Below are 26669 nucleotides of genomic sequence, written 5' to 3'. Positions count from 1 at the left end.
GCGAAATACAGCAACCACAGCAACCGGTCTGGCCCCGTAGCGTCCATGTAGAACCGAAGCGCGGCCTGTACGACCGTCACTGACCGATCTATCTAGAGCTACGGATCAACAGGTCGCGCCGCCACGAGGCGGCTCGGCGACTGGCCGGCCCGTCTCGGTTTCCGTCTCATTCGGCGTCGTTCAAGGCCGTTCAGGTGAGACCGGCGCGATGGCCGCCCCCGCAGCCGGCCGCCCATGAAGGCAGGGGAGCGACCCCGTTCGGAAGCCCTGGCCCCACCAACACAGTTGGAAACCGTGCGCCTGCGGTCATGGCCTCGTCGTGGACGGCCCCCGGCCTGGGCCGGCGTTCGTCTCGAGGCTCGGAAGTCACTCGCGCGCCCAGGAAGTCCGATGTCGAAGTCACGGTTCCGCCAATGCGGTGCGAACGGGCGGTCAACGACGCATGCCGGTATAGGACCGAGAGGGACGTGCGGTTTACCGAGGGGCGCACGTTGTCCATAGTGAGTCCTGCATCCGTCCCGGGCAGGCGCGTGCGGAGGGGGAATGCCGTGGTGCGCTATGTTCACCATCAATTGGCGGCGATCGTCGAGGTGGGGGTCGCCGTGGCCGTCACCGCGCCTGTGGTCCTCGGCGTGCGCGGACTGCCGCAGGCCGACAGCCGCAAGGCGCTTCCTCTTTTGTGCATTTTAGGGGCCAGCGCGCTCTTCGGCCTGATGGCGGTTTCGACCCGATCGCGCTGGCTGATCGGCGAGAAGCGCGATTTTGAGAGCGCAGTCCCCCTGACCGACCCCGAGGCGATACTCCCCACCCCGCGTGAGTCCATGCGCCGCAGTTTCGCCGGACCCTTCGTTGTCTTCGTTGCGCTGGTGTCCCTGGTTTTCGGCCTGCTCTGGGGTCCCTGGGCCTTCGGTTGGGCGCTCTTCTTTGTACCGGATCGGATCGTCAAGGGCGTGTACGTGTTCTTCTGGGAGCGGCGTCACGGCGTCCTCCTGTGGTACGGCAAGGTCGAGCAACAACCCCTGGGCAAGCGCCAGTTCCTCTATTCCTCGCCGCGGATCGCGACGCCTGGGTGAATTTGCTCTGCCCTGCCGGATCGCCGCTGTACCTGCGGGGCCGACTGACCTGTCGGCACGCCTGGCGGAACAGCGCGGATCGGGCGACGATCCCTTGGAGATCTGTCCAGCGCCGGAGTTGTTCCGCTGACATCCCACGCTGTCGTTTCGGACCGTTCGGTGCCGCCGTGCCACTCCCGTGCCAGATGGACCGCGCGGAGGCCGCTTCACCTTCCTGATCTGACCGTCCACGTAGTCGGCGATCTCGTGGTCGCGCCCGTTGACGAGGTGCTGGTAGACCAGTGCGGCCCGCACCGACGAGCGGCCCATGCGCTGCATCAGCTCCCGGGTGGTGGCGCCGCCGGTGGCGGCGAGGGTGTTGCCGGTGTGCCGGAGATCGTGGAAGTGGACGTCACCGAGCCCGGTCGAGGCGATTGTGCGCAGCCAGATCCGCCGGAAGTTGTTCCGCCGCAGGACACCACCGCGGGCCCCGATGAAGACGAGCCCGGTGCGGCCTGCCTGCGCGTGCTCGGCCAGGTGGCGCGCCGGCTCGGGGGCGCCCCTTTGCGCCCGAGCGGCCACGGCCTGAGTGTGCAGCCAGCGGTTCCCGAGCGGAGGGAGTAGGGACTCGGCGAGGTCCGCCGCCCCTTGGGGTGTGTCCAGCGCATAAGGCTCGGATGGAACGGTAGCCGAGATGAGCACGGAGCCGACAGGCCACGACCTTGGTTCATGATCGCGGCGCGGTAGAACTTTCCCTACTTCATCGAGCCCCGGCTGCGCTCCGCTCCGCCGGGCGCGCTCCCGGCTCCGCTGCGGGCGCCGCTCCGGCCTTCGGCCCGCCCCGCCCGCGCTGCGCCGACGGGGCTGGAGTGTTCGCTAAGGCTCGTCATGCTGGCGATGCAAATTGAGCGGCGCCTGTACTCCCCGGCCAGGACAACCGTCAAGTGGGCCACCGATGTCTGACGCCAGCGGCTGACACCAACAGACGCGAACACAGCCGGATTCCGACGCACTTCAGCGGCCGGCGTCGAGTCGCTCCACCGGCGAAACGCAGGCTTCGGAAGGCGTCGTGATCGACCTGATAGAGATGAGGCCAGACCTCAAAGCCGTTGTGCCTCGCGGGGCGCTGTCCTGACGATGGACAGCGCCCCGCGACGCCCTGCGGACCGAAGGGGCACTTGGGGTCAGACGCCCCAGGTGCCCTGGTTCACGGCGCAGGTCCAGCCGGTGCCGTGGAGGGCGAACTTCACCTTGTAGCTGTGGGTGTTGAGCAGGTGTGTGTGCACCTTCACGCCGAGGCTGCTGCTCGGCTTGAGGGTCCCCGTGTACACGGAGACCGTCATCGACGTCTTGTTGGTGACCCGGCCGTTCTTGGGCGTGGCCGTGCCGAAGCGGATGTTCGCGACGTCCGTGACGGTGAGCGTGACCTTCGTGAAGTTCTTGGTCGTGCTCTTGTTCTTGATCCCGAAGTACAGACCGCCGTTGGTCACCCAACCGTGCGAGTCGACGTAGAACCTCGCCGGGTAGACGAGGCTGACCGGGCAGCCGGTGCTCGTCGCAGCCGGGGTCGCGGCTGATGCCGTGCCGGCGAGACCGAGCTGGGTGGCGGTGACGAGCCCTGCGGCGGCGAGAACGGCCGCGGCGGCGCGCATGCGATGCATCGTGGAGAGACTCCCCCTCTGACTGGCCCGACCTGACGGGCCGTAGGTGGAAAGAGTGGCATCCCCGGCACCCGGGCGCGCGTGCCTGCCGGAGTTCGGCAGTGGTTGTTACGGCAGTAGTACAAACCGCCTCAGCACTCCGCGTGGCCGCTAGGCGACGCATGACCACACGGAACCTATCCCCTTGCATGGTGGTGGGTCCACGCATTTCCTCCCGTGGGGCCGCAGCCTGCCGGGTAGAGCCGCCCGTCTCAGTTCCCGTCTCATTCAGCCCCATTCAGGACCTCGCATCGAGGGGCGCACTGGCGGCCCTGGGGTTATCCATGGGGCTGCCTGTGGGCCGTCCGAGCGTGGCCGACGCCGACAGACGACGACAGCCGACAACAGCGCCGGCCCTGCTCAGAGGCGGTGCAGAGAGCACTCGCGCAGGTGCCGGTCAGCGAAGGTGAGTTGAGGAACCCCAGAGCGTCCAAAAGCGGGGGCGGACCCTGCCGGGTGGAGTCAGTCCGTCCGTCGGCGGGCGCGGCGGGTGCGGATCAGGGTGGCGGCGAGGAGCCCGGTCAGTGCCACGGCTGCAGCACTCGCGGCTACGGTCCAGGTTGTCGCACCGGAGTCGTCGGCCGTGCCGGTGGTGATGGGAGCGGTGTTGTTCTTAGGGTCGGCGTCGCCCCGCAGCGGCCTCTTCTCGGCGTCGACGACACGGATGCTGCCGCCGGTGAGCTTGGACGGGTCGTCGATCCGCAGCTTGAAGGGATAGGCGATGTGGAATCCGTCCCGGAGCAGGGGTTCGTCGAAGCCGTCGGTGTACAAGCCGTAGTTGCACGTATAGATGTTCACCGCCTTGAGGTAGGTGAGACTGCACTTCTTCGGGGTGCTCAGCACGGTCACCCCCTTGGGGAGCCGCACCTCGACGTTGGCGAACGGGTCGTCGTTCTCGGTGCTGTGTTGGGCCGTGACGTTGGCGCCGTGGAAGTCCAGGGCCAGGTCGGCCGTGACCGTCTCGCCCTTCCTGCCCTTGGGCACGGCGCCCCTCACCTCGAGATCCCACGGGTTGTCCATGGACACGAACAGAATGCTGTATGTGCCGGCGGTCTGGCGGGCGGCGGGCGGCACGCTGCCGGTGCGCCGCGCGAGGGTCAGCTCCTCGCCCCGACCCCGATGCCGGTCCCGCCACTTGAGGCCGGACCAGCCCCTCTTCTCGGCCTCTCCCACGGTCATGTCTACGGCTCCTCCCGCGGCCAGACCGCCCGCCTTCAGGGCGACGGGTGTCAGGTCGACGGACTCGCCGGACTCGACCCGCGCGTCGATCAGGCACACCGCCTGGCGAGACCCCCGGAGCTCCGGGGAAAACGGCTCCTGGGTCCCGTACTCGCAGTTGCTGTACTCCGTCGCGAACGAGATCCCCTCGGACACCGTCATGGAGACGGCGATCTGCCGCAGCGCCCGCTCACCGCGATAGGTGAACCCGCCCCGCACATGAAATGTCGACCCTGCGCGGATGAGCTTGCCACCGTCCTGTTCCAGACGGTCGAGCGTCAGTCCGTCCTCGTCTTCCGCACTCTCCGTCCGGAGGGCGTGACTGCTTCCCGCGGGCAGTAACCCCGCGTCCCCCTGCCCGGGCCCGTGCGTCACCGGCACGCCCAGGAGCAGTCCCCCGCCCAACACGGCAGCTGTCACCGCACATACCCGACCGAGCCCGGTCCGTCTGATCACGTGTTCCCTTTCGAACGTGGCCGGACAGAGCGGGGCAGGCGCCGCGAACGTGCCGGCGAGCCCGGGTGCATCGCCTTTGCCTGTGAGGACAGGTCCGGCAGGCCCAGGGTTGTACCGGGTTTCAGGGCGGATTCCGAGGTGCGGCCACAACCTGGCTCACAGGCGCAGTGAGTCGGGCACCGTCGCGCGCGTCCGTCCGTGGAAGGCCGGTCGAGGCCGATCTTCTTGGGGGCGCGGGTCGGGAGGCTTCTGACATCCATGGCTGACATCAACGACGCCGGACGGGTACGTACACCAGCGCCTCTGTCCAGCCGTCGCACCATCAGCTGACGGCGGCCGGAGCGAACTCGGATCGGACTCCTAAAGCGGATGTCAGCCGCATCGCGGGGTGGGCGACGCGAGCGCCGTTTCAGACGTCGGAGTGGTAGCGGGCATGAGAGGCGGGCCAAGCACGGGCCATGAAAGGCGGCCGGTCGATGCGGTCGAAGCAGCGTACGAGGAAGTCGCAAAAGGTGCCCGCGGTCTCGAACCAGCTGTTGCACTCACTGCTGACGACGATGCGCCACTCAGCAGGATTCGGCTCGATCGCGAGGAAGTAGTACTCGCTGCCGTGCTCGTCCGAACCCCAGGAGATGAGGCCGCCAGGATCGGGGTGGAAGGGGTACGGATACAGGTCCGGGGCACTGAGCCGTGCCCGGCGCCCGTCCTCCAGCGACCACAACCGATCCAACTCTGTGGCATCGGCTTCCAGAGGCCGGCTCAGCGACAGGTAACCGTCGATGCTCCCAGGCCCGTACAGATCCAGGAACGCCTTGTAGTCCGAGGGCAGCTCGACACCGAGATACCGCTCAGACACAGTCCACAGTCCCGGCCTGGCCCAACCCCAGGTCACCGGTTCGCCCAGCAGCGCGCTGAGGCGGTCGAGCGACGACATGACTCCCCATCCACCCAGCGGAACCCACCGACGCCACATCGTGCACCATGACTCCTCCGAGCGACTGTCTCCTGCCCCCAAGGCCACCGGTGCCGCTGTACAGCAGCGAAGTACAGCAACCACCACGACCGCAGCTGACCGCTAACGTTCCTCGAGGCCCGACCGACCAGCCCAGCTGACCTCAATGACCTTCCAGCCGATAGTTCGGGACGAAGAGGTCCAACGGTTCTTGCCCGCACCGACGTGCCAGACTTCCGTGAGGAGAACGAGCAACCAGCTCACGGGGGGGCGACCATGTCGACATCATTCGCTGGCTCCCTGCTGCCGCTGCTGATTCTGGTCGGGACACTCTGGCTCGTGTGTGTCGTGCTCGGCCTGCATGGCCTTCTCCTCGGGCACATGCCGGGCCGGCTACAGCGCCACGTTCGCCAGCCGAGACTCTGGGGAGCGGGTGCTCTCCTCGTTGCATGCGGCGGGTTCCAGCATCCGTCGTTGACAGTGGTCGGAATTGGCCTTGTCGCCTTGGGTCATGTGGTGAAGCCAACTTCGTGATCATCTAAAGGGAGAAGGCGCGTGCCAGGCGCGTGCCAGGCGCGTGCCAGATTCGGCAGGGAGTCACGGGGAACAGTGGGGAACCAACGGACCGCTCACTGGGTCGTCGACGCCCTTCGCCGCAGGTCAGACTCGGAGCAAGCCTCAAAACACCTCAGCTTCCCAAGCTGATGTTTCCGGGGCTGCCACGGTCGTTCGGCGGGGACGGAGTGAGCACTTTGTCTCAATGTCAGTCGTCGGTGCAAAGATCCCGAACAGTCAATTGAGAGGGACGCCATGGGTACCTGGGACATCGGTCCGTTCGAAAACGACACTGCCGCAGACTTCGCCAACGACCTGGACGACGCTGCTGAAGGCGCGCGCGAAGCCCTGATCCGCAAGGTTTTGATGTGTGCCGCAGACAACCGGGACTACCTAGAGGTGCCCGACGCCGAGGAAGCCGTAGCCGCGGCTGCCTTGATCGCCGCGCGATGTCCAGGTGGCGAACCGGTCGGTCCCCATTACGGCCCCCATGCGCCCGTGCCGAGCCTGCCGCCAGACCTCAGCCGGTTGGCAGTCGAGGCCCTGGACCGAGTTCTCGCAGACGAATCCGAGCTATCCGAACTCTGGGGAGAGGCAGAAGACGGCAGCCGGTGGCGCCACAGCATTTGCCGGCTGCGCCAGGTCCTCGATCCGACGCCTCAGGCGCACGGGGACGCGCTGTTCGAAGTCTGACTTGCTCCAGCTCGAGCCGAACCGCTGGCCTTCTCAGCAGTTCGGGCCGTAGCGGACGCACCCAGCCGGCGGAGCATGGTCGTGATCCCACTCTTGCTGCACATGCCCCAGCACCACGGCGGCCAGGAGAGCCACCATCAGATGCGCGGTCACCGTCCAAGGCGCACGGAAGAGTCCCGCGAGAACTGCCAAAACAAGTACGGTGACCAGCAGCACCCGCAGCCTGCCCATGAACGCGAGGCCGGCAGCATCGATGTCCGCCTGGTTGCCCTGCGCGGCCCATACCTCCAGGCCGAAATCGAGCACCCAGTCCTTCGCCAGCCACGCGGTCCCCGCGAGGAGCAGCGGGATCGCGATGGCAAGGTCCTGGCGCAGGGGTGTTCGGTGCGACCAGGGGCGTCGCCGTTTCGGCGCTAAGGCGGTCTTCGTCATGGCTGCATGGTGCCGAACCCGGCGGTGACGCACATGAGTACCCGTACTCAACTCCCTTGCGGTGCGGAATGCGCCGGCCAGGTGCCTCAACTGCTGGCCAAGGGAGTCGACCCCGATGAGGTGTGCCACGACATGACGCTCCTCACGCACGCCATCGACGCGGAAGGCGATGGCGCCTTGCAGAGCGGTAGACCGCTGACTGTGCACACCACGGCGGTGGTGCTGGCCTTCGGCGCTGATCCGCAGCTATCCGGGCCCGACGGGACAGCGCCCATGGATCTGGCCGTCCACTACGGCCATGACCTGGCGGTCGAGCTGTTGCAGCGACACACTCAGCGGGAGGCGGCGCGGGCGTCGGCATCCGGCCAGTCAGGCCATGGTGCGTTCGATGGTCCAACGGTGCCGGTCGAGCCCCTGGCCGAAGTTCCTTCCCTTGCGGGCGATCCGATCCTGGGTGTGATGCCACGTCCCCGTATCCATCGCCGAAGGTAGTTGTAGTCAGGGCCTTGTCGCCGTGAAGACTGTTGGGCCTGCGTCGCCACCTGTCCCGGCGGGAGCAGACCGGCGGAACGCCCTGCACCGGCCGGATCAGGGCAGGAAGCAGGCCCGTCGCCCACCATCCCCGTTGCGGGGTGCGGAAGTTCCGACGGTGCAGGACTGCCGGTGCGGGTGGTCAACGAGGCGGCCTGGGATGCCCGCATAGTCGGGTGCCCACCGTGTGCAGAGCGCCGCACACCGCTCGGCGGGGATCCATACCGAGCACCGGGCGGCGGCGGTGAATACCTGGGCACGCGTGGCGTCAGGCCGGTCGACCGGCATCGACAGCCTTCTGCGATTGATCTGACAAGGATGAGGCTCCGATGCCAAGCTCAACGGATGATGTCCTCGTGGATCACCTTCCCGTAGACGTTCGCGCATCACTGCGCTTCTTCGCCTTCTACCTCGCGAATGGCACCCTCGACGTGGATCTCCTCGAGGGCATTGACTATCGGCCTCGGCTCATGGCGTTCGGCTCTCCGTTGGAGCAGGTCTTTGCGATCTTCACCAACGTCCTGCAGGTGGACGAAAGCGGAGACGTTCTGAATGGAGGGGACGCCCAATACCGTGCCGCGCAGTGGGTCCGCTCGTACTGCGATCCAAGCTACCGCGTGGAGCCACCGTTCGAGCCTTGGGAGACCGAACTGCACGGGCCGTGACGGCAGTACCCGTAGCGGCGTACCGCAACTACAACATCCGTACACGGCCGGGCTCGACTTTCCGGGGAGCCGGGGAGCCGGGGAGCCGGGGAGCCGGGGAGCCGGGGAGCCGGGGAGCCGGGGAGCCGGGGAGCCGGGGAGCGGAAGCAAGCGCTACGGCCTTTAGGCGGCCGGTAACAACGAGGCAGAGCCGGGCACAACCGCCAACCGCCGCATCCCCAGGCGTTGAAGATCTCTAGAGGGCCCCAGGGGGCAGCAAGTGCGGGGCACGCTTGCCGAGGATGCCGAACATCAACTCCTTCGCCGTGCCGCGCAGTTCCGCCAGGAAGGCGGCATCGACTCGGCCCTCCCTGGCCCAGATGCCGGCGAGGGACTCGGCGGAGGCCTGGGCCACGTCGCTGTTGAAGCCGCCGTCCCGGATGGCCCGGATCAAGGCCGCCTCGACGAACGGACCGGAGAGGAACTCCAGATCCGACGCCGCGTCCTCCTGATCGTCCTCGCGTGCCGTGGGGTCTTCGAGGAGGCGTACGAGCAGAACCGCGCGCTCCTCGTCCGGTATCTCCGGATTGCTCCACACCGGGCCCGGCGACGAGACCGCCGCCGGGTCCTCTTCCGCACTTCGGTGCCGCTCCTTCCCGAGCAGCCTTGCCAGCCAGTTCCTCATGTGGAACAGATCCTCGATTCCGTCCGCGATCGCCCTCGCCGATCCCGCTGCCGACCACGGCCCGACCTGCCCGCCGAAGGAGCCGGCCCAGACCGCAGTGCAGGTGGGCGCGTTCGAGCAGCGGCTTGCGTACCGCATGGGCCAGGTGCCGCGCGCGGCGTGCTTCCGGCACGTCGGCGGCATCCCCGAGGTCCATCAGCCTCGCAACTTCCGTGGCACATGAGAGGAAGGAAGGCACGGCGGGCCTGTTGTGCTCTTCGGCGGCCATGGTGGCTGGCATTCTGATTGATCAGGACCAGGCGGCCTCACCCGCGAGGCTGGGGTCAGCCGTTCTCCCGGCCCGGCAGGGGCGCGCCGTCCAGGAACGCGTCGTAGGTCTCGACCGCGTCCGGCTCGATTCTCGGGCTGGCGGGGCCGTAGCGGGTGTCGGTGCGGTCCCGTTTCGGTCCGGAGACCCAGAACTCCTCATGGGTCTGCGTGTCGTAGAAGTTCGCGTCGGACATCCCGCCTGCCCGCCGCAGTGTCCTTCCGTGAAAATACGCGGTGCTCCACGTCTTCGAGAAGTCCACCCACCCGATCCACGACGTTCCACGGTCGGTGTCATGACCGGACTTCAACTGCACGAACATGAGGCGTCGAGGCATGTGCACAGGGTCCCGTACGGCCCGCACCCGCGACCAGCGCTTTTCCTGGCGGACGGACGGGTACGCCCCCTGGTCCTCCCCACGCCAGGCTCGGCCGGGGCCCTGTGCGGGTCAGTTTCGGCGGGCCACCAGGCGGTAGGCGTTGGAGACGCCCAGTCGGTGGGAGAGGGGGCGGAGTGCGAAGCGGTCCAGCAGGGTGCCCAGGATCAGGGCCGGGATCCCCGCGACGAGCAGGGCCGTGCGCGCGGCCCGGCGCAGCGCGCCCGGCGGCCTCGGAAGCCAGGGCGCGTCCTCGCGCGGAGCGGTGTGGTCCAGCGCCAGCCAGACGGCGGCGAGCAGGTCCACCGGATCGTGCGGCTCGGCATGCTGCTCCGCCACCACCGTGAAGCCCAGTTCCGCCAGCCGGTGGCGCAGGTTGGCGACCGGTACGAAGTGCAGGTGCTGCGGCTGGAGCCAGGGCAGCCACCAGCGGCCGAGCACCCTGCCGTACCGGCTCTCGGGGTCGGGGACCTCGATGAGCAGATGGCCGCCGGGCCGCACCGCCTGCCACGCGGCCCTCAGTTCGCGGTCGGGATCGGTGCTGTGCTCCAGGTAGTGGAACATGCTCACCACGTCGTAACGGCCGGCGAGCTCCGGTGCCAGTTCGGGGAACGCGCCACGGTAGCCGTGCTCCACCCGGCCCTCGCGGGCGGCCAGTTCGACGCCGTCCGTGAAGTCGAGACCGTCGAACACCGTCCCCGGCAGCACCTCACGGGCGGTCGCGCAGAAGTGGCCGTGCCCGGTGCCCACGTCGAGCCAAGTCTTCGGGGCGGAGTCGTACGGCAGCATCGACTCGGCGCGGTCGCGGTACATCGCGGTGCGGCCGCCGAAGGTGTCGCCGAGTCGTTTCTCACCGAGCCCGTCGTAGAAGTCCCGGTAGTAGAACTCCAGCCCGGACTCGTTCAATCGCGGGTTCTGGAAGACGTGCCCGCAGGCGTCGCACCGGTCGAGGACGAACCGGCCCGGCTTGTGCTGGAGCAGGTCGGTGGTGCGCAGTCGGGTGCTCAGCCGGCCGGAGCCGCACCAGGGGCAGGTGGTGCGCGGCGGCTCGAAGAAGCGGTCCGTTCCCTCGGCCAGGTCGGCCAGATAGCGGGGGCGGAGCCCAGCCACCCGCTCGGCACGGCTGGGCTCCCCGACCGGTTCCTCCACCGGTTTCCCGACCGGTCCCTGTCTCTCTACCGGTTCCTCTGCCGGTTCCCCGACCGGTTCCTCCGCCTGCCCCGCCGGGCGCCCGGCGGATGGTGCGGTCGCGCGGTCCTGCTGCTCACTCATCGGTACTCCCAGGCGAGTTGTTCGAGGCTGTCCGCCGCCGCGGGCGCTCCGCCGGCGGCCCGGAACGCCGTACCGATCCGCTCGGCGGCCGCACGGTGCCCGGGCTCGTGCAGTACGGCGTCGAGCGCGCCGCCCAGCCGGGAGGCGGTCACCCGGCCGAACCTGACCCGGACGCCGGCTCCCGCGTCCACCACCTGCCCGGCCACCACCGGCTGGTCGTCCCGGATGGGCGCCACCACGAGCGGAACCCCGTGCCACAGCGCCTCGCACACGGTGTTGTGACCGGCGTGGCAGACCACGGCGTCGACCTTCGCGAGGAGGCCGAGCTGAGGCACGGAGGGCAGGACCAGCAGGTCCTTGTCGAGGCCGGGCGAGAGCCGAGGGCCGTGCGGAGCCCCCGTGCCGTCCCGGGACGGTTCGGTGCACGTGCCGTCAGGGGACGGGTCGGCACCCGCGGACCAGGAGGCGTCCGCGCCCAGCGTGTTCCCCGGGTCGACGATGACACCCTGCACCCCGTCGGCCCGTTCCCGCAGGGCCTCCCGGCAGACCGCGAGGAAGCGCCCGCCGGCGTCCGCGTTCGCGGTGCCGAGGGTCACCAGGACCACGGCCCGGCCGGGGTCCAGCCAGCTCCAGGGGAAGCCCGCCGCGGCCGGTCTGGCCGTGATCGAGGGCCCGACCCAGCGGACCGGGCCGCCCCGCGCGGCGGCGGGCGGACCGGCCAGCTCCTTGGTGCTGAACGCCAGCACCAGATGCGGCGAGAACCGCGGATCACTGTCACTCGCCGGATCCCCGACGGACCCGCGCAGGTCCGCCAGGCGTTCCGCCAGCCATTCCCTGACCCGCGGCAGTCCGACCAGCGGGTCGGAGAACTCGGCCGAGGTGGTCGCCGAGGTGGCCCACGGCAGCCCCGCCCGCTCGGCGACCAGCCCACCGGCGAACGCCTGCTGATCGGCGACGACCACGTCCGGACGGAACGCCTCCACCGCCGCCCGCACCCCCGGCGCCATGGCCTCGGCCAGCGGCAGCAGATACCACTCCCACAGGAACTTCAGCGCCTCCGGCCCCCGCAGGCCGGGCGGCCGCCGTGCCTCGCCCACCCCCGGTACCGGCCCGGCGCACGGGAACACCGGAGCCCGGTCGCCCGCGAGACGTCCGACGAGACCGGGGTCGGCGCAGGCCCACGCCACCCGGTGCCCGCGCGCCAGCAGCACCTCGGCGACCCCGACGGCCGGGTTGATGTGCCCGACCAACGGCGGTACCACGAAAAGGAATCCGCTCACCGGGCCTCGGCCCCCACGGTTCGGGACGCCGAACTCCCCTGGATCAGCGCCAGGATGTGGCCGCCCACGGTCCCGGCCGCCTCCACCAGCACCGAGTGCTCGTGCCCCGGGATCACCACCGTCCGGCAGTCCGGCAGCAACGACCGCAACCAGGGAGCCAGTTCGGCGAGTTCGGAGTCACCCCCGTACACACCGAGCACGGGACGGGTCATCGCGGCCATCTGGTCGTCCGTGAGGACACGGCTCGCCGGGATGTCCCTCCCGAGGGTGGTGTCCCGCGCGAGCCGGGCCGCGCCCCGGGCCAGCCGGGCCGTGTTGTGACCACGGTTCGCCGTGATCCAGGCGAGGGCGTCGGGCTCGTTGTGCGCCAGTTGGCCCATCACCCGGTCGAGGATGCCGCCGAGCTTCGACGCCCAGGCGGCGGTGGCCGGTTCGGACTCGATCAGGGTCACGCCGGCCACCCGCTCCGGGTGACGGACCGCGAAGCCGAACGCGATCGTGCCGCCGTAGGAGTTGCCGACCAGGTGCACGGGGCCGGTCACCGCCAGCCGGTCGAGCAGCGCCCGCAGGTCGTCGATGTTGTGGTCCAGGGTGTAGCCGTCGGGCGGGCGCTCGCTGCGGCCGTGGCCCCTCAGGTCGTACATGACCACGTCGAGGCCGGCCGCCGCGAAGGCCGGCGCCACGGTGAAGTAGTAGCTGGCCAGGCTGTCGGTCAGCAGCCCGTGGATCAGTACCGTGGTCGCGGTGGCCGCCCTGCCGTCCCGGGGGCCGATCCGCTGTACGTGCAACCGGAGTCCACCGGCATCGACCATCGCCATGCGTCAGCTCGCCTCCGCCGCCTTCAGACTGGTCACGACGTAGGCGACGAGCCGTCCCACGGTGAGCTCGATGATCTCGTCGAACTCCATCCCGGCCAGGAACTCGGCGAAGTTGACCCGCCCGCCGTACCGCTCCTCCAGGAGTCCCGACAACGTCACCAGGTCGATGCTCTCCAGCTCCAGATCGCGGTTGAACGTGGTCGCCATGCCGATCTCGACGTCGTCGAGGCCGTACTCGTCCTCCATGATCCGGGCGAGCAGCCCGGCGATCTCGGCGAGGACCAGGTCCGCTTCGGCGATGTGCGGGGTGGCGGCCGTGGCCGTGGGGCGGACGGGCACGTCGGCAGGGCCGGCGGTGACCTCGGCGGGGCCGGTGGCGATGTCGGCGGGGTGGGGGGTGGTGTCAGCCGGGTGGGGGGTGGCTTTCATGGGGCGTACTCCTCCTCGTCGGGGTGTCCCGTCGGTCCGATCGGGCCCGTGGTCCAGGCCACGACATAGGCCCGTTCGGTCAGTCCGGGCGGGTTCGCGGCGGGCGCGCACCGCACCTCGTACGCGCGTTCCAGGCGTCCCGAGACGATCAGTTCGTCCCCGGCCGGTACCGCCTCCAGTACGGCGAAGTCGCGCGGCCGTCCGCCGAAGCCGGTGCCCTCGGCCTTGGCGACCGCCTCCTTGGCGGCCCAGAACCGGGTGAACCACAGTGCCTCGGTGCCGCCGCCTGCTGCGCACAGCGTGCGCAGCAGGCGCAGTTCGTCCGCGCCGAGCACCGTCGCCATCGCCTGCGGGTCGCGGGCCGTCACCTCCTCGATGTCGATGCCGGGACCGGGAGCGGGCGTGTGCGGCCGTACGATCGCCACGCCCGCCTCGCCGCGATGGGCGAGGGAGATGTCCAGCGGGGGCAGTTCCCGGCCGTGCACCCCGGTGACGTACGGGCGGCCGGTGCCGTCGTTGCGTATCCGCAGCTCCGCGGGAAACACCGGGCCCTCGCCGTGTTCCCACAGCCATCGCCGTACGGCGTCCTTTGCCGCGATCCGGCCCAGCAGCCACTGCCGTCGGCCGCGCGGCGCGTGGCCGGCGTACTCCGAACGCTCCTGTCCGCCCAGCGAGTTGCGCATGATCAGGTCGCGCGAGGCCAGATCCGGCCACCGCTCGTGCACCAGGGACCAGCCGCCCGGACGGGCCTCGGAGAGGGTGTTGCGCTCGGGGAAGCGTTCCACGGGCCGGGTGTGCGGGTCGTTGTCGAACCGGCGGTCCTGCCAGCCGCGCAGTTCCGCCCAGACCGCGCCCGCCACCGAGAGCTGGACGTCGGCCTCCAGCACGGTGTCGGTGAGGGAGGTGATCCGCACCAGACACGCCACCTTCGTCCCGGGGGCGGGGTGCGGGCCGTGGAAGCGCATCTCCCGCATCCCGACCGGGAACACGACCGTCCGCTCGGAGCGGGTCGCCATGATCCAGTAGCCGAGGATCTGGCCGACGTTGTCCAGCAGGGCACCGGGCGCCGCCGGGGTGGTGATGATTCCGCGGATGTGCCGCTCGCCGAGCGCGGTGAGTTCGGTGACTCCCTGGAACGCCGGGCCGTGGAACATCCAGCGCTCGCCGTACAGTTGCGCGGCGGTGTGGAGGGGCGCGCGTTCGCTCGCGGGGTCGGTGCGCCAACGGGCGGGCGGTGGGGAGGGGTAGCCGGCGGCGAGTTCGACGGTGGCGCGGGCCCGGGGGCCGAAGGAGAGGGTCAGGCGGTCAGGTGCCACGGGTTCCGCCGTCACCTGGACGTCGACGGCGGGGGTGGCCGTGAGCCACTCCTCGAACCGGGCGCCGTGCACCGCGACCGGCACCCTGCCCGGCGCCGCTCGCCGGGCCGCGTCCATCAGGTGGTGCACGATCGTGGTCGCCGGGACGACCGGCCAGCGGTCGGCCACGTCAGGCCAGCCGGCCCGCTGGGGGAAGAAGCAGTGGTCGAGCAGGTACGGCATGGTCTCCGGCGATACGTGGACGACCGAGGTGCGTACGGGGGTGTCCGTCGCCGCGCGGCCGACCGCCGTTCGCGCCTCGGCGACGGGTGCTGCGGCGGGGGCGGGAGGAGCGGGCGTGACGGCGGCGCGGCGGGCCGTCCGTGCGGCGATCAGGGCCGCCGCCGTGTCCGCGGTGTCCCGCAGCAGCGCGTCCAGTTCGGCGGCGCCGGGGAACCGGTCGGTGAGCCCGGCCAGCGGACCTGGCGCATCCGGCGCGTATCGGGTGCTCGTACTCGTACTCGTGCTGGTACCGGTTCCGGAAGCGGGGAAGGTCTCCCTCAACTCTGCTCGCAGGGAGTCGAGTTCCGGGCCGTCGAGTGAGATCAGCGCACCGCCGAGGTCGAGGCGCACTGGCGGCCGCCCCACCGGCGCGCCACCGTTGCCGGATCCGGCGCGGCCGCCGGCGGACCTGGCCCCGGCTCCTGAAGTGGTGTCCGTACGGGCCCCGATGGGCAGGGCGGGGGCGACGGCCGCCCCCGTCGTCCACAGCGCGGCCGCCACCCGGCGCAACTGCGCGAGGCCGGTCCTGTGGGGCGAGTTGGCGGCCACGGTCAGATGGTCGCGGTCGCCGAGGGTGTCGCCGACGAGCGACCCCAACTGCCCCGGGCCCACTTGGACGAAGACCCGGTGCCCCGCCGCGTACATCGCCTCGGTCAACTGCCGGAAGCGCACGGGTTCCAGCAGGTGCCGGACGAACAAGTCCCGTACCTCCGCTTCCCGTTCGGGGAACGGTGCCGCGGTCGTCCCCGACCACACCGGTACGGTCGCCGGATGCAGCCGGAACCGTCGCGCCGCCTGTCTGATCGGCCCGAGGTAGGGCGCCAGCATCGGCGTGTGGAAGCCGGACCGGAACGGCAGCACCTGGCCGAGCACGCCCCGGGCCCGGAACCAGCGGACGAACTCCTCGACCGCGCCGTCCGGCCCGCACACCATCGACTGGCCCGGCGCGTTGTCGTGCGAGAGCACCAGGCCGCTGTCCCTGAACTCCGCTTCCAGCGCTGCCAGTACGCGCTCCGCGGGTGCGCCGACGGCGCCGAACGCGAGACCCGGCACCGTGACCGTGTCCGGATCGAAGTCCGCCATGAAGGCGTCGACCTCGTCCCCGGAGTACAGCCCGGCCACGGTCATCGCGGTCCACTCGCCGACGCTGTGCCCGGCGACCGCGTCCGGCACGACGTCCAGGCGGCGCAGCGCGGCGTCGAGGAGGCGTCCCACGGCCACCACGCCGAGGCCGTGCCGGCCCACGTCTCCGACGGGGTCGCCGCCGGGCGTCACCCGGGGCAGTCCGAAGTGGGCCGCCACGTCGTCGACGCGGGCGGAGAACTCGCTTTCCAGGCCGGGGAAGACGAAGACGAGCTTGCCGTGCCCGGGTCCGAGCAGGGGGCCGGGCCGGAACCAGACGTCGCTCCTGCCGTGCCAGGCGCGGCCCCGGCCGACCGCCCGGCGGGCCAGGGTCAGCCGTCTGGCGGTCGGGTCGACGACGGCGAGCCGGGCCGGGCCCGCTGCCGGATGGGGAAGCGCGGGGTCGAGTCCGGCGGCGCGTACCGCCGCGTCGTCGGCGTCCAGCAGGGCGGCGAGCGATGTGGGACCGTCCGCGGCGAGCAGCAGGACCCGCTCGGGTTCGGCGACCCGCACGGCCGGGCGTCCGGCTGCCGGGGCGGGCGCCGACGCGACGGGCGCCGGTGCCTCCTCCAGCACCACGTGCGCGTTGATCCCGCCGAACCCGAAGGCGTTCACGGCGGCCCGGCGCACCGGGTGCCCGGGCGAGACCTCCCAGGGAACGGCCTTGTCCAGCGTGCGGAAGCGGGTCGCGGCCAGTGCCGGATGCGGGTCGTCGCAGTGCAGGGTCGGCAGCAGCGTCGCGTGGTGCACCGCGAGGGCGGCCTTGACCAGCCCGGCCACCCCGGCGGCGGGCATGGTGTGCCCGATCATCGACTTCACCGAGCCGATCACCGCACGGTCTCGGTCGGATCCTCCCGCCGGTCCGAACACCGCGCCGAGCGTGGCCAGTTCGGCCGCGTCGCCCGCCGGGGTCGCGGTGCCGTGCGCCTCCAGCAGCCCGACCGAGCCGGGCGCGGCCGGGTCGAGTCCTGCGGCGAGCCACGCCTGCCGCACGGCGCTCGCCTGACCGCCGGGGTCGGGGCTGACCAGTCCGGCGGCCCGGCCGTCGCTCGCCACCCCGGTCCCCCGGATCACCGCGTAGACCCTGTCTCCGTCACGCCGGGCGTCGGCCAGCCGTTTCAGGACGACGACTCCGGTGCCCTCGCCGACGAGGAGGCCGTCGGCTTCCCGGTGGAAGGGGCGGATGCGCTCGCTGGGGGAGAGGGCGCGCAGTTGGGAGAAGACGCTCCACAGGGTGATGTCGTGGCAGTGGTGGACGCCTCCGGCGAGCATCAGGTCGCAGCGCTCCGAGGAGAGTTCGCCCACCGCCTGGTCGACCGCGACGAGGGAGGAGGCGCAGGCGGCGTCCACGGTGTAGGCGGGGCCGCGCAGGTCCAGCCGGTTGGCCACCCGGGATGCGGCCAGATTGGGCACCAGGCCGATCGCCGACTCGGGACTGTCGGGGCCGAGCCGGTCGGTGAACGCCGTTCGCACACGGTCGAGTTGACCAGTCGTCAGTTCGGGTAACAACTCGCCCAGGGTGCGGACCAGTTGTCCGGCCGTGCGCACCCGCTGGTCGAGCCGGACCAGGCCCGGGGTGAGATAGCCGCCCCGGCCGAGCACGACGCCGACGCGCCGCCGGTCGGGAAGCCGGTCGGGGCCGCCCGCGTCCGCGAGGGCGGCGGCGGCCACGTGCAGCGCGATGAGCTGGTCGGGCTCGGTGCCGGCCACCGAGTTCGGCATGATCCCGAACCGGGTCACCTCCACCTCGGCGAGCGCGTCCACGAAACCGCCCCTGCGGCAGTACACCTGATCGGCGACCGCCGGTTGGGAGGCGGTGCCGGGGCGGTAGTACCCGGCGTCCCAACGCCCCCGCGGCACGTCTCCGACCGCGTCCACGCCGTCCCGAAGGTTCAGCCAGTACGCCTCCAGATCCCGGGCCCCCGGCATCAGCACCGCCATGCCGACGATGGCGACCGGAACCTGCCGACGCGAGGCAGGAACCGCCACGGCGTCCGTCACCGGACCCGTCACCAGCCCGAGGCGGTGTAGACGACGGCGGTGGCCGACGGGTCGCCCCAGGCGAGTTCACGCAGCAGCGCCGCGGTGCCCTCCTCGGGGTCGATCAGGCCGACGCCCCGGCGCCCGTAGGCGCGGGCCAGTTCCGGTCCGACCATGCCGCCGTGCCGGGCGGCGGGCGCCCAGGGTCCCCAGTGCACGGTCAGTGCCCGGTGCCCGGTACGGGCCGACCAGGCCGAACCCAGCGTCTGGAGCGCGTCGTTGGCCGCCGCGTAGTCCGCCTGGCCCCGGTTGCCGAGGACACCGGCGATGCTGCCGAACAGCACGCTGAACGCCGGTCCTTCGGGCAGTTCCTCCAGCGCGGTGAGCAGGGCACCTGCGCCGGTCGCCTTCGTGCCGTAGACCCGCTGGAAGGACTCGGGCGCCTTTTCGGCGATGATCCGGTCCTCGATCACCCCGGCCGCGTAGACGACACCGTCGAGGCGGCCGTGCTCGGCGTGGACGGCCTTCACCGCCTGTAGTACGGCCTCCGGGTCACGGAAGTCGACACAGCGGTAGCGGACTTCACTCCCGAGCGCCCGCAGTTCCGTCAGCGTCATGGCGATCTCCCGCTGGGCGAGCAGGAGTTCGGCCGCCTGGTTGATCGCCGCCGGCTTCATCCCGCCACGGGCGGCGAGCGTCGCGCGCAGTGCGGCCGGGGTACGGGCGGCGGCCGTGTCCGCGTCCTCCGGGCCGTCCGGCGCGGGTGTCCTGCCGAGCAGTTCGAGCCGGCACCGGCCGGCGGCGGCGATGGCCGCGGCGCACTGCGCGGTGATGCCGCGTGCCCCGCCGGCCAGCAGGACCACCGCGTCCCGGTCAAGGCCGAGCGCGGCCGCCTCGGCCGCACCGACACCGGCCGGGCCCGCGCCCGTGCCGCCGAGGAGGCCCAGCGGCGACTCGACGAGTTCCAGGCCGAACCGGCCCTCCGGCCCGCGCAGGACGACCGGGGCGAGGCCGGGCGCGCACAGCTCGTCGACCAGCGCGTCCGCGAGCAGCAGCGCGTCCGCGACAGTGACCGTGTCCGCTACGGTGAGCGTGTCCGCGGCGGCCGAGGCGGTCGTCACCTCCACGGTGCGCGCGACCGTCGACGGGTACTCGCGCGCCACGGTGCGGAAGAAGCCGCGCAGCCCCGCTGCCGCCGTGTCCGGAAGGTCCCCGCCCACGGCCCGCAGGGCCAGCAGCCGGCGCGGCTCCAGGTCGAGGGCGGCCTTCAGGACGGGGAACGCGTCCGGCAGCACCGGCGCACCGCCCGTGACGAGATACACGACCCCGTCCACCGGTCCTTCGTCCCGGGTGAGCAGGTGCTCCCGGTCGCGTACGACCACGTCGGCGCCGTACGAGGCGAGGCGGGCGCCGATCTCGGGGGCGTCGCCGAGGACGGCCCATCGCGTCCCGGACAGGACGGCCGCCGGATCGGGGGTGCCGCCCTCCTGCCCGAGGGGTACCGGCCGCAGCACGTACCGCTTCGGTGCCTCGCCGCTCACCGCCCCGTCGTGCGCCGCTCGTACGGTCTCGGGCGTCCCGGCCGCCTCCGCTGCCTCGAACGCCTCAGTGGACTCGGTGGACTCAGTGGACTCAGTGGACTCAGTGGACTCGGTGGGCGTGGTGGCCTCGACGGGGTCGGGCGAAGGGATCGTCTCGGCGTCCTCGGCGTCCTCGGCGTCCTCGGCGGTGAGCGCGGTCGGCTCGGTGGGGCCGGAGAGCCGCGCGGTCAGCCAGTCGGTCACCGCGGCGGCCGTCCGCGCCTTCGCCAGATCCTCCAACTCGGCGTCGTCGAGACCGCCGAGGTCCGCGCCGGCCCCGGCACCGAGGCGCCGGGCCAGTTCGCCGGCTATCTCGGCCCGCTTGATGGAGTCGATGCTGAGGTCGGCCTCCAGATCGAGATCGGGCTCGATCATGTCGAGGGGATAGCCGGTCCGCTCGCTGATGATCTCGAGGACCATCTGCTGGACGTCCACCTCCACGTCCACCTCCACGTCCGCACCCACGTCCTGAACCGACGCCGTTTCCGTGGCGGGTGCCTGGGGGGATGCGGCCCACGTGTCCCGCTGTGCCGACGGGGCGACGGGCGCGGGTGGCGCGGCGGTCCGGTCCCCGGCGACCGCTCCGAGGTACGTCATCAGCACGTCACGCTGGGCGGCGACCATCTCGCGGCTGGTGCGCAGGAATTCGGAGATCAGCGCGTCCTGAGCGTCCTGGCGGTCCCGGTGGTGGACGCCGTTACCGCCGTTGCTGTTCTGCGTGTCGCGGATGCCCTGCGTGGTGTCGTGCACGGTGTGGCGGCCGTCCCGGTCGGACGGGACCGCGTGCGGGGGATTCGTCGGCACACTCGTCTCCACGACTCGTCGGGCCGGTGCGAGCGCACCGGGAAGGAGGTCTCCCGCGGCGGTGCGTACCAGCTGTCCGTCGACCGTCCAGCCGGGCCGCTTCGGCACCGGCGTGCGCACCGCGTCGACCGCGTCGCGGCCCCGCAGCAGCCACCCGGTGCGCACCGGCAGCCCGGCGACGGCCAGCCGGGCCAGGGCGTCCAGCCAGCCGCGCAGGCCGCTGTCCGGACGCGGCTCACAGGCGACGGTCCGGTGCGGCCGGTCGCCGAGGATCTGTCGTACGAGCCCGGTCAGCACGGATCCGGGCCCGGCCTCGACGAAGATCCGCGCGCCCGCCTCGTACATCGCCTCGATCTGTTCGACGAACCCGACCGGGGCGCCGATCTGGGCGGCGAGTTCGGCCCGTACGGCGTCCGGGTCGGTCGCGTACGGCGTCGCGGTGCGGTTGGCCCACACCGGGAACTCCGGCGCGCGCACCGGGCGGGCCGCGAGCGCCTCGGCGAACCGGGCGCCCGCACCGGCGACCAGAGGGCTGTGGAAGGCGCAGGCCACGGGGATGCGGCGGGCGTCGTACCCGGCCTCGCGCAGCAGACGTACCGTCTCCGTGACGCCGTCGGCCGGGCCGGAGATCACCGTCTGCCGGGGCGCGTTGCGGTTGGCGACGACCACGGCGGCCGGCGCCTTGACGGCCCGGAGCGCCCCCGCGACCTCCGCGGCGCCGGCCGCGACCGCGGCCATGGTCCCCGGGTCCGCTCCGCGGTCCGCCCCGGCGGCCGCGAGGATGGCCGCCGCCCGTTCGGAACTGAGCGCGAGAAGCGTCTCGGGGCTCAGGGCGCCCGCGGCGCTCAGGGCGACCAGCTCGCCGTAACTGTGCCCGGCGGCCATGTCGGGCCGCACCCCGGCCGTGGTGAGCAGGGCGTGCGCCGCGAGTCCGGTGATGCCGAGCGCGGGCTGCGCGGCCCGCGTGTCGGTGAGCGCAGCCCGCTGCCGGTCGCGTGCGCCGTCGTCGAAGGCGGCGGGCGGGTACAGCGGTCCGACGTGGTCGGCGCCGAGTTCGAGGTAGTGGCGCAGTTCGGGGAGGGCGACGAACAGGTCGGCGAGCATTCCGGGGCGCTGGCTGCCCTGACCGGGAAAGAGGAAGGCGACCTTGCCCTCGTCGGTGCCGTCACCCTTGCTCTCGTCCTCGCCCCCGTCCTGGCCCTCGGCGAGATGGACGCCGTGCGCGGGATCGTGCTCCCCGGCCAGCGCCCGCCGCAGCTTCGCGGTCAGCTCGGCCACGTCAGCGGCCACGACCGCCATCCGTGCCGGATCCGGACAGCCGTCGGCCCTGCGGGCCGCGCTCAGCGCCAGGTCGCGCAGCCGCCACGGCCGGCCGTCGGCCTCGGCGGCCCCGAGCAGTTCCTCGACGGCCCGGTGTGCCGCCGCCGTGTCCCGGCCCCGGAACACGAACAGTTCGGCGGGCCATTCGTCCAGTGTCCGCGCAGGTGCCACGCCGTCCTCGTACGCGCCCAGCACCACATGGAAGTTGGTGCCGCCGAAGCCGAACGCGCTGACACCGGCCAGCCGTTGACCGGCCGGAGCCGCCCAGGGACGGGCCCGGGTGTGGAAGACGAACGGGCTGCTCCCCTCGTCCCAGGCGGCGTTGGGGTGCTCCAGATGCAGGGTGGGCGGCTGGACGCCGGTGTACAGCGCGAGGGTCGCCTTGATCAGCCCGGCCAGCCCGGCGGCGCACTTGGTGTGTCCTATCTGCGACTTGACCGACCCGAGCGCGCAACTCCCCGGCTCGGCCCCCGCCTCGCCGAACACCGAGCCCAGGACGGTCAGTTCGGTGCGGTCACCGACCACGGTCCCCGTGCCGTGCGCCTCGACGAGCCCGACGTCCGCCGGTGACACCCGCGCGTTGCGGTAGGCCCGCTCCAGCGCCGAGCGCTGCCCCTCGGGGCGGGGCGCGGTCAGGCCCAGTGAGCGGCCGTCGCTGGAACTGCCGAGTCCCTTGATCACGCCGTAGATCCGGTCACCGTCCCGCTCGGCGTCCGCGAGCCGCTTCAGGACCACGCAGGCGACGCCCTCGCCGAGCGCGATGCCGTCCGCCGAGCCGTCGAAGGAACGGGAGCGCCCGGTGGGGGAGAGGGCGTGCACCGAGGAGAACAGGACGTAGTCGTTGATGCCGTTGTGCAGGTCGGCGCCGCCGCACAGCACCACGTCGCTGGTGCCGCCGGTGAGTTCCTTGCACGCGACGTCCACCGCGGCCAGCGAGGAGGCACAGGCGGCGTCGACGGTGAAGTTGGCTCCGCCGAGGTCCAGCCGGTTGGCGATCCGGCCGGAGATCACGTTGGCGAGCATGCCGGGGAACGAGTCCTCCGTCAGCCGGGGCAACTGGCCGTCGAGGCCCTCGGGGACGCGCCCGTGGTACGACGGGAGCACGGCGCGCAGCGTGGCCGCGTTGGACAGGTCGCTGCCCGCCTCCGCGCCGAACACCACCGAGGTACGGGAACGGTCGAACTCCCTTCCCTCGTCGCCGTATCCGGCGTCCTCCAAGGCGCGCCGGGCAGCCTCCAGGGACAGCAACTGGACCGGCTCGATGCTGCCGAGCGACGCCGGCGGGATGCCGTAGCGCAGCGGGTCGAAGGGGATACGGGGCAGGAATCCGCCCCACTTGGAGGGGACGGCCCCGCGGGACGGGGTGGGGCCGGTGGTGGGGGTGGTCCCGCTGGACGGCGGGGCGCCGGTGAAGGGGACGGCCCTGCCGGAAGGGGCACCCGCGTCGCCGTGTCCGTAGTGCACGGCCGGGTCCCAGCGCTCGGCCGGGACCTCGCCGACCGCGTCCCGGCCGCCGACGACGTTCGCCCAGAAGGCGGGGAGGTCGGGTGCCTGCGGGAACATGCAGGCCATCCCGACGATCGCGACGTCCAGCGGAGGGGGCGCCACCGGCTCCCGCGTCGTCCCGGGCCGCTCGCCCAGCCGGTCGCGCAGCTCCGCCGCCCGCCGTTCGAGGAGCCCGGCGGCCCCGGAGGTCACCGACTCGTGCAGCGCCGCGACGGTGGTGGTGGCCGAACGCAGTACCGCCACCTCCCCGGCCATGAACATGCCGTCGGTGAGCTGGCGTGCCTCGTCGACCGCCCCGAGCGTCCCGCCGCCGTCCCGTTCCACGCCCTTGCTCGCGAGGCGCAGCCGCCCGATGTTGAGCCGCTCCAGTTCCTCCCAGACCCGCCGGTCGGCCGTGCCCGCGGACCGCAGCCGGTCCTCGTGCGCGCGGTACCCCTCGGTGAACGGGCTCGGCACGCAGCGGGTGGCGTGGCCGGGCGCGGTCTCCAGGAGCGTGGTCCGCTCGGCGGCCCGCACCTGGCGCTGGAAGAGCGGCTGGATCGCGCCGCACGCGACCGCCTCCTCGGTGAACAGGTACGCGGTGCCCATGAGGACCCCGACGGCGGCCCCGCGCGAGGTCAGCGGGGCCGCGAGCGCGGCGACCATGGCCGCCGAGCGCTCGTCGTGGATGCCGCCGGCGAAGAACACCTCCAGCGCCTCCGCCGAGCCCCCGCCACTCCCGTCGCCGGCGCCCCCGCGGGCCTTGTGGTTCCGGCCACCCCCGTCGGCCGTGTCGTCCAGGAAGTCCTCAAGGACGGCGAGTTGGGCCTCCCAGAGGGGGAAGCTCCCGCGCGGGCCGACGTGCCCGCCGCACTCGGAGCCCTCGAACACGAACCGGCGGACCCCGGCTTCCAGGAACTGCCGCAGCAGCCCCGGTGAGGGCACGTGCAGGAAGGTGCGGATCCCGTCCCGCTCCAGCGCCCGTGCCTGGGAGGGCCGCCCGCCCGCGATGACGGCGTGCGTCGGCCGCAGTTCCCGTACCGCCTCCAACTGGGCCGCCCGCACCTCCTCCGGAGCGAAGCCGAGCACGCCGACGCCCCAGGGCCGCCCGGCCATGGCGGTCCTGGTCTCGGTCAGCATCGCCCGGGCGCGCGTGCCGTCCGCGAGTGCCAGCGCGATGAACGGCAGCGCGCCGTCCTCGGCGACCGCCGCCGCGAACTCGGCGCGGTCGCTGACCCGGGTCATCGGCCCCTGCGCGACGGGCAGCCGGGTGCCGAGCGCCCCGCTCATGGGGGAGCCGGCGCCGAGTGCCCCGGCGGCCGTGCCGTCGCGTACGACGTCGTGCACCGCCTCCGTCAGGGCGCGTACCGTCCGGCGCGCGTTCCCCCAGCGCCGCGCGAACCGGGCGGCGAGGAAGCCGTCCTGACCCACCGGCAGTACCTGGGTACGCGGATCCTGCGCGCCCAGTGCCGCCGCGACCGTCTCCGGGTCGGTCCCGGCGAGGCGTGGCGCGTCACGGCCCCGCCGGAGGAGCACCCGGTGACCGGCCAGCACGGTCGTCTCCGAACCGTCCAGGGTCCGCAGCTGCGCCGCGGCCGCCTCCGGCAGGGAGGACTCGGCCAGCAGCGCGAGCTGGCTGTCCAGCACCACCCCGGCCGCCCCGCCGGCCATCGCGGCGGCCGCCGTCCGGGGGCCGATTCCGCCACAGGCCCAGACGGGGAGCGGCACGTCGGGCGCGGAGAGCAGTCGCTGGAGCAGGACGAAGGTGCTCAACTCCCCGACCCTGCCGCCGCATTCGCTGCCGCGGGCGATCAGCCCGTACGCCCCGGCGAGCACCGCGGCGCGCGCCTCGTCGAGGTCCGTGACCTCCACCAGCACTCGGTGGCCGGCGGTCAGCTCGCCGGCCGACCACGGCGAGCCGACCGCGAGGACCACGGTGTCGGGCCGGCCTGCGTCACCGGTTCCCGGTGCGAGGTCGGTGGGGTCCAGTCGGCAGCGGGGACCGATCCGCACCCCGAACGGGCCCGGCGCCAGCCGGCGCAGACGTTCCAGTGCTTCCCGGGATCTTCGGTCCCCGTCTCCCAGGTCGAGGACACCGAGCCCGCCGGCCCGGCACACGGCCGCGGCGAGCCGGGCGTCCGGTTCTCCGAACGGGGTGATGCCGATGATCATGTCCTCGGAACGCACAGCAGACGTCATGATTCTCCGAATCAAGCTGAGACTGCATGGTGGGGGATGCGGTACGACAACGATGGCGGCGCGTCGGATTCCAGCGGGACCTGCGGCAACTCGGGGAACACCGGTCGATAAAGCCTGCGAAGCCTGCGCGAAACGCGTTGAAAGGTAGCCCTGTTGTTACTGGCTGGTCAATGTTGAACCAGTGGGGCGGTGCGCGGGCGCATTGATTCGGTCATTCGCGGACGCCGGAAGGAACTTCGGAAAGCGGAGCAATTCCTTGACGGTGCCGTCTCGTTCACTCCCCTCACACATCGACGAAACGCCAATAGGTGAATGAGGAACTTTCTCCGGCGCGGCATGCCCGAATCGCGACGCATCATTCCCTTCGGTCGGTGGGCGCGGGGAAATTCCATGTGGCGATCTTGAATTGACCGGGAAGGCGCCGCAGGTCGCCGTCCGAGGGGATCGTGAGGGCGGCGTGAGGGCGGCCTACGGGGTCCGGCGAGCCCCCGGAGCATCCTCGTCGGGGGTCACCGCGAACTCCGTGGGCGCCTGGGGCGGGGGCGGGTGCCCGATTCGTGTCGATCTTGCCCATCCGCCCGGGGGAAGCCGGGAGTTGGGGCCACGCGCGATGGCCGGAAACTGCCCTAGGGTCATCACGAGTCGGTGTGGTCGCAGGTCACGGCACCTTCGATCGTCGGCCGGACGGTATGTCGGATGGTCCGTACGGGCACGTACGGGCACGCAAAGGGAGTCAACGCAGCGTGAGTTTCATCAAGAAGGCATTTGAGGTCATCGAGAAGGGTGTGGACGCGAGCGGTGACGCCATCCACGACTACACCGTCAACCGCCGTACGGCCGAGCTTTTCCTGAAGCTGGGCATCGCGGTCTACGCCGAGCAGCGCCTCGGCGGCTCACGCGAAGCGGTGGAGCGCATGTTCGAGGCCCTTGAGGGGCATGTGGCCGAGAACGGCGAGGTGGAACTCGACCACCTGAGAGAGGCTCACGAAGTGCTCGGTGAGGCGTTCGTGATCCAGCACACGGCCGAAATAGAGGCGAGCGAAGCTGCGGAGACCCAGGCGGCCGAGGCGGCGGTGGCCGCCGCGGTCGAGGCCGCGCCTGTGGTGCCCGCACCGGCTCCCGTCCCGGCGGCCCCGGAAGTCCCTGCCGCGGCGGTCTGATCCGCCTCCGACTGTGCTCCGGCCCCGCCTCGGAAGGAATCC

The 26669-nt window shown here is 71.8% G+C and carries 18 protein-coding genes and 1 pseudogene; 6 read left to right on the top strand and 13 right to left on the bottom strand.

From position 1 onward, the window contains the following. Positions 1 to 548: 548 nt before the first annotated feature. The gene (locus ACFWI4_RS05180) at positions 549 to 1073 is read left to right on the top strand and encodes a hypothetical protein (protein WP_387191200.1); all 525 of its coding nucleotides are present in this window, start codon (positions 549 to 551) and stop codon (positions 1071 to 1073) included. 276 nt (positions 1074 to 1349) lie between these two features. Here the strand turns inward: ACFWI4_RS05180 and ACFWI4_RS05175 are convergent. From ACFWI4_RS05175 to ACFWI4_RS05160, 4 genes and pseudogenes are all read right to left on the bottom strand, one after another. Continuing rightward, a pseudogene (locus ACFWI4_RS05175) lies at positions 1350 to 1634 on the bottom strand (tyrosine-type recombinase/integrase); the annotation flags it as partial. Between the two features lie 602 nt (positions 1635 to 2236). Beyond that, positions 2237 to 2704: a hypothetical protein gene (locus ACFWI4_RS05170; RefSeq protein ID WP_387191142.1), complete on the bottom strand. Its 468-nt coding sequence runs from the start codon at positions 2702 to 2704 to the stop codon at positions 2237 to 2239. Between the two features lie 510 nt (positions 2705 to 3214). Next, complete coding sequence (locus tag ACFWI4_RS05165) at positions 3215 to 4390, bottom strand: hypothetical protein (protein WP_387191140.1); 1176 nt, start codon at positions 4388 to 4390, stop codon at positions 3215 to 3217. A 445-nt stretch (positions 4391 to 4835) separates the two neighbouring features. After that, positions 4836 to 5360, bottom strand: a complete 525-nt coding sequence (locus tag ACFWI4_RS05160) for an SMI1/KNR4 family protein (RefSeq protein WP_387191138.1) — start codon at positions 5358 to 5360, stop codon at positions 4836 to 4838. 828 nt (positions 5361 to 6188) lie between these two features. Between ACFWI4_RS05160 and ACFWI4_RS05155 the strand changes: the two genes are divergently transcribed. Next, positions 6189 to 6626, top strand: a complete 438-nt coding sequence (locus ACFWI4_RS05155; RefSeq protein WP_387191136.1) for a DUF4259 domain-containing protein — start codon at positions 6189 to 6191, stop codon at positions 6624 to 6626. A gap of 33 nt (positions 6627 to 6659) precedes the next feature. On the opposite strand, the gene ACFWI4_RS05150 is transcribed toward ACFWI4_RS05155, so the two are convergent. Continuing rightward, positions 6660 to 7058, bottom strand: coding sequence for a DUF6234 family protein (locus ACFWI4_RS05150; RefSeq protein ID WP_387191133.1), 399 nt, complete (start codon positions 7056 to 7058; stop codon positions 6660 to 6662). 33 nt (positions 7059 to 7091) lie between these two features. Here ACFWI4_RS05150 and ACFWI4_RS05145 point away from each other — a divergent pair, with 33 nt between their 5' ends. After that, positions 7092 to 7550 carry a hypothetical protein gene (locus ACFWI4_RS05145; protein WP_387191131.1) on the top strand — a complete coding sequence of 153 codons (459 nt, stop codon included), beginning with the start codon at positions 7092 to 7094 and terminating at the stop codon, positions 7548 to 7550. 395 nt (positions 7551 to 7945) lie between these two features. Then, positions 7946 to 8254, top strand: a complete 309-nt coding sequence (locus tag ACFWI4_RS05140; RefSeq protein WP_387191129.1) for a hypothetical protein — start codon at positions 7946 to 7948, stop codon at positions 8252 to 8254. Positions 8255 to 8489: 235 nt separating this feature from the next. Here the strand turns inward: ACFWI4_RS05140 and ACFWI4_RS05135 are convergent, their stop codons facing one another. Beyond that, positions 8490 to 8918 carry a hypothetical protein gene (locus ACFWI4_RS05135; protein ID WP_387191127.1) on the bottom strand — a complete coding sequence of 143 codons (429 nt, stop codon included), beginning with the start codon at positions 8916 to 8918 and terminating at the stop codon, positions 8490 to 8492. On the opposite strand from ACFWI4_RS05135, the gene ACFWI4_RS05130 reads away from it, so the two are divergent. After that, positions 8917 to 9141: a hypothetical protein gene (locus tag ACFWI4_RS05130; protein WP_387191125.1), complete on the top strand. Its 225-nt coding sequence runs from the start codon at positions 8917 to 8919 to the stop codon at positions 9139 to 9141. The genes ACFWI4_RS05135 and ACFWI4_RS05130 overlap by 2 nt on opposite strands. A gap of 100 nt (positions 9142 to 9241) precedes the next feature. Here ACFWI4_RS05130 and ACFWI4_RS05125 read toward each other — a convergent pair whose 3' ends face one another. The 7 genes from ACFWI4_RS05125 to ACFWI4_RS05095 all read right to left on the bottom strand — a co-directional run bounded on the left by ACFWI4_RS05125 (position 9242) and on the right by ACFWI4_RS05095 (position 25467). Further along, entirely contained in the window at positions 9242 to 9562 is a 321-nt protein-coding gene (locus ACFWI4_RS05125; protein WP_387191123.1) for a hypothetical protein, read from the bottom strand. Between the two features lie 111 nt (positions 9563 to 9673). Next, the gene (locus ACFWI4_RS05120; RefSeq protein WP_387191198.1) at positions 9674 to 10711 is read right to left on the bottom strand and encodes a class I SAM-dependent methyltransferase; all 1038 of its coding nucleotides are present in this window, start codon (positions 10709 to 10711) and stop codon (positions 9674 to 9676) included. A 158-nt stretch (positions 10712 to 10869) separates the two neighbouring features. Then, positions 10870 to 12153, bottom strand: coding sequence for a glycosyltransferase (locus tag ACFWI4_RS05115; RefSeq protein ID WP_387191121.1), 1284 nt, complete (start codon positions 12151 to 12153; stop codon positions 10870 to 10872). Then, entirely contained in the window at positions 12150 to 12971 is an 822-nt protein-coding gene (locus tag ACFWI4_RS05110; RefSeq protein ID WP_387191119.1) for an alpha/beta fold hydrolase, read from the bottom strand. The genes ACFWI4_RS05115 and ACFWI4_RS05110 overlap by 4 nt, the downstream gene beginning before the upstream one ends. Before the next feature lie 3 nt (positions 12972 to 12974). Further along, complete coding sequence (locus ACFWI4_RS05105; RefSeq protein ID WP_385403406.1) at positions 12975 to 13217, bottom strand: acyl carrier protein; 243 nt, start codon at positions 13215 to 13217, stop codon at positions 12975 to 12977. Between the two features lie 179 nt (positions 13218 to 13396). Beyond that, the gene (locus tag ACFWI4_RS05100; protein WP_387191196.1) at positions 13397 to 18040 is read right to left on the bottom strand and encodes a beta-ketoacyl synthase N-terminal-like domain-containing protein; all 4644 of its coding nucleotides are present in this window, start codon (positions 18038 to 18040) and stop codon (positions 13397 to 13399) included. A gap of 68 nt (positions 18041 to 18108) precedes the next feature. Then, complete coding sequence (locus tag ACFWI4_RS05095) at positions 18109 to 25467, bottom strand: SDR family NAD(P)-dependent oxidoreductase (protein ID WP_387191117.1); 7359 nt, start codon at positions 25465 to 25467, stop codon at positions 18109 to 18111. A gap of 743 nt (positions 25468 to 26210) precedes the next feature. Here ACFWI4_RS05095 and ACFWI4_RS05090 point away from each other — a divergent pair. Further along, the gene (locus ACFWI4_RS05090) at positions 26211 to 26627 is read left to right on the top strand and encodes a hypothetical protein (RefSeq protein WP_387191115.1); all 417 of its coding nucleotides are present in this window, start codon (positions 26211 to 26213) and stop codon (positions 26625 to 26627) included. The last annotated feature ends 42 nt before the right edge of the window (positions 26628 to 26669 follow it).

Source organism: Streptomyces sp. NPDC127038, from assembly GCF_042725875.1.
Lineage (GTDB): Bacteria > Actinomycetota > Actinomycetes > Streptomycetales > Streptomycetaceae > Streptomyces.
The sequence above is the reverse complement of the archived record's forward strand: the minus strand, read 5'-3'. Positions and strand labels throughout refer to the sequence as shown.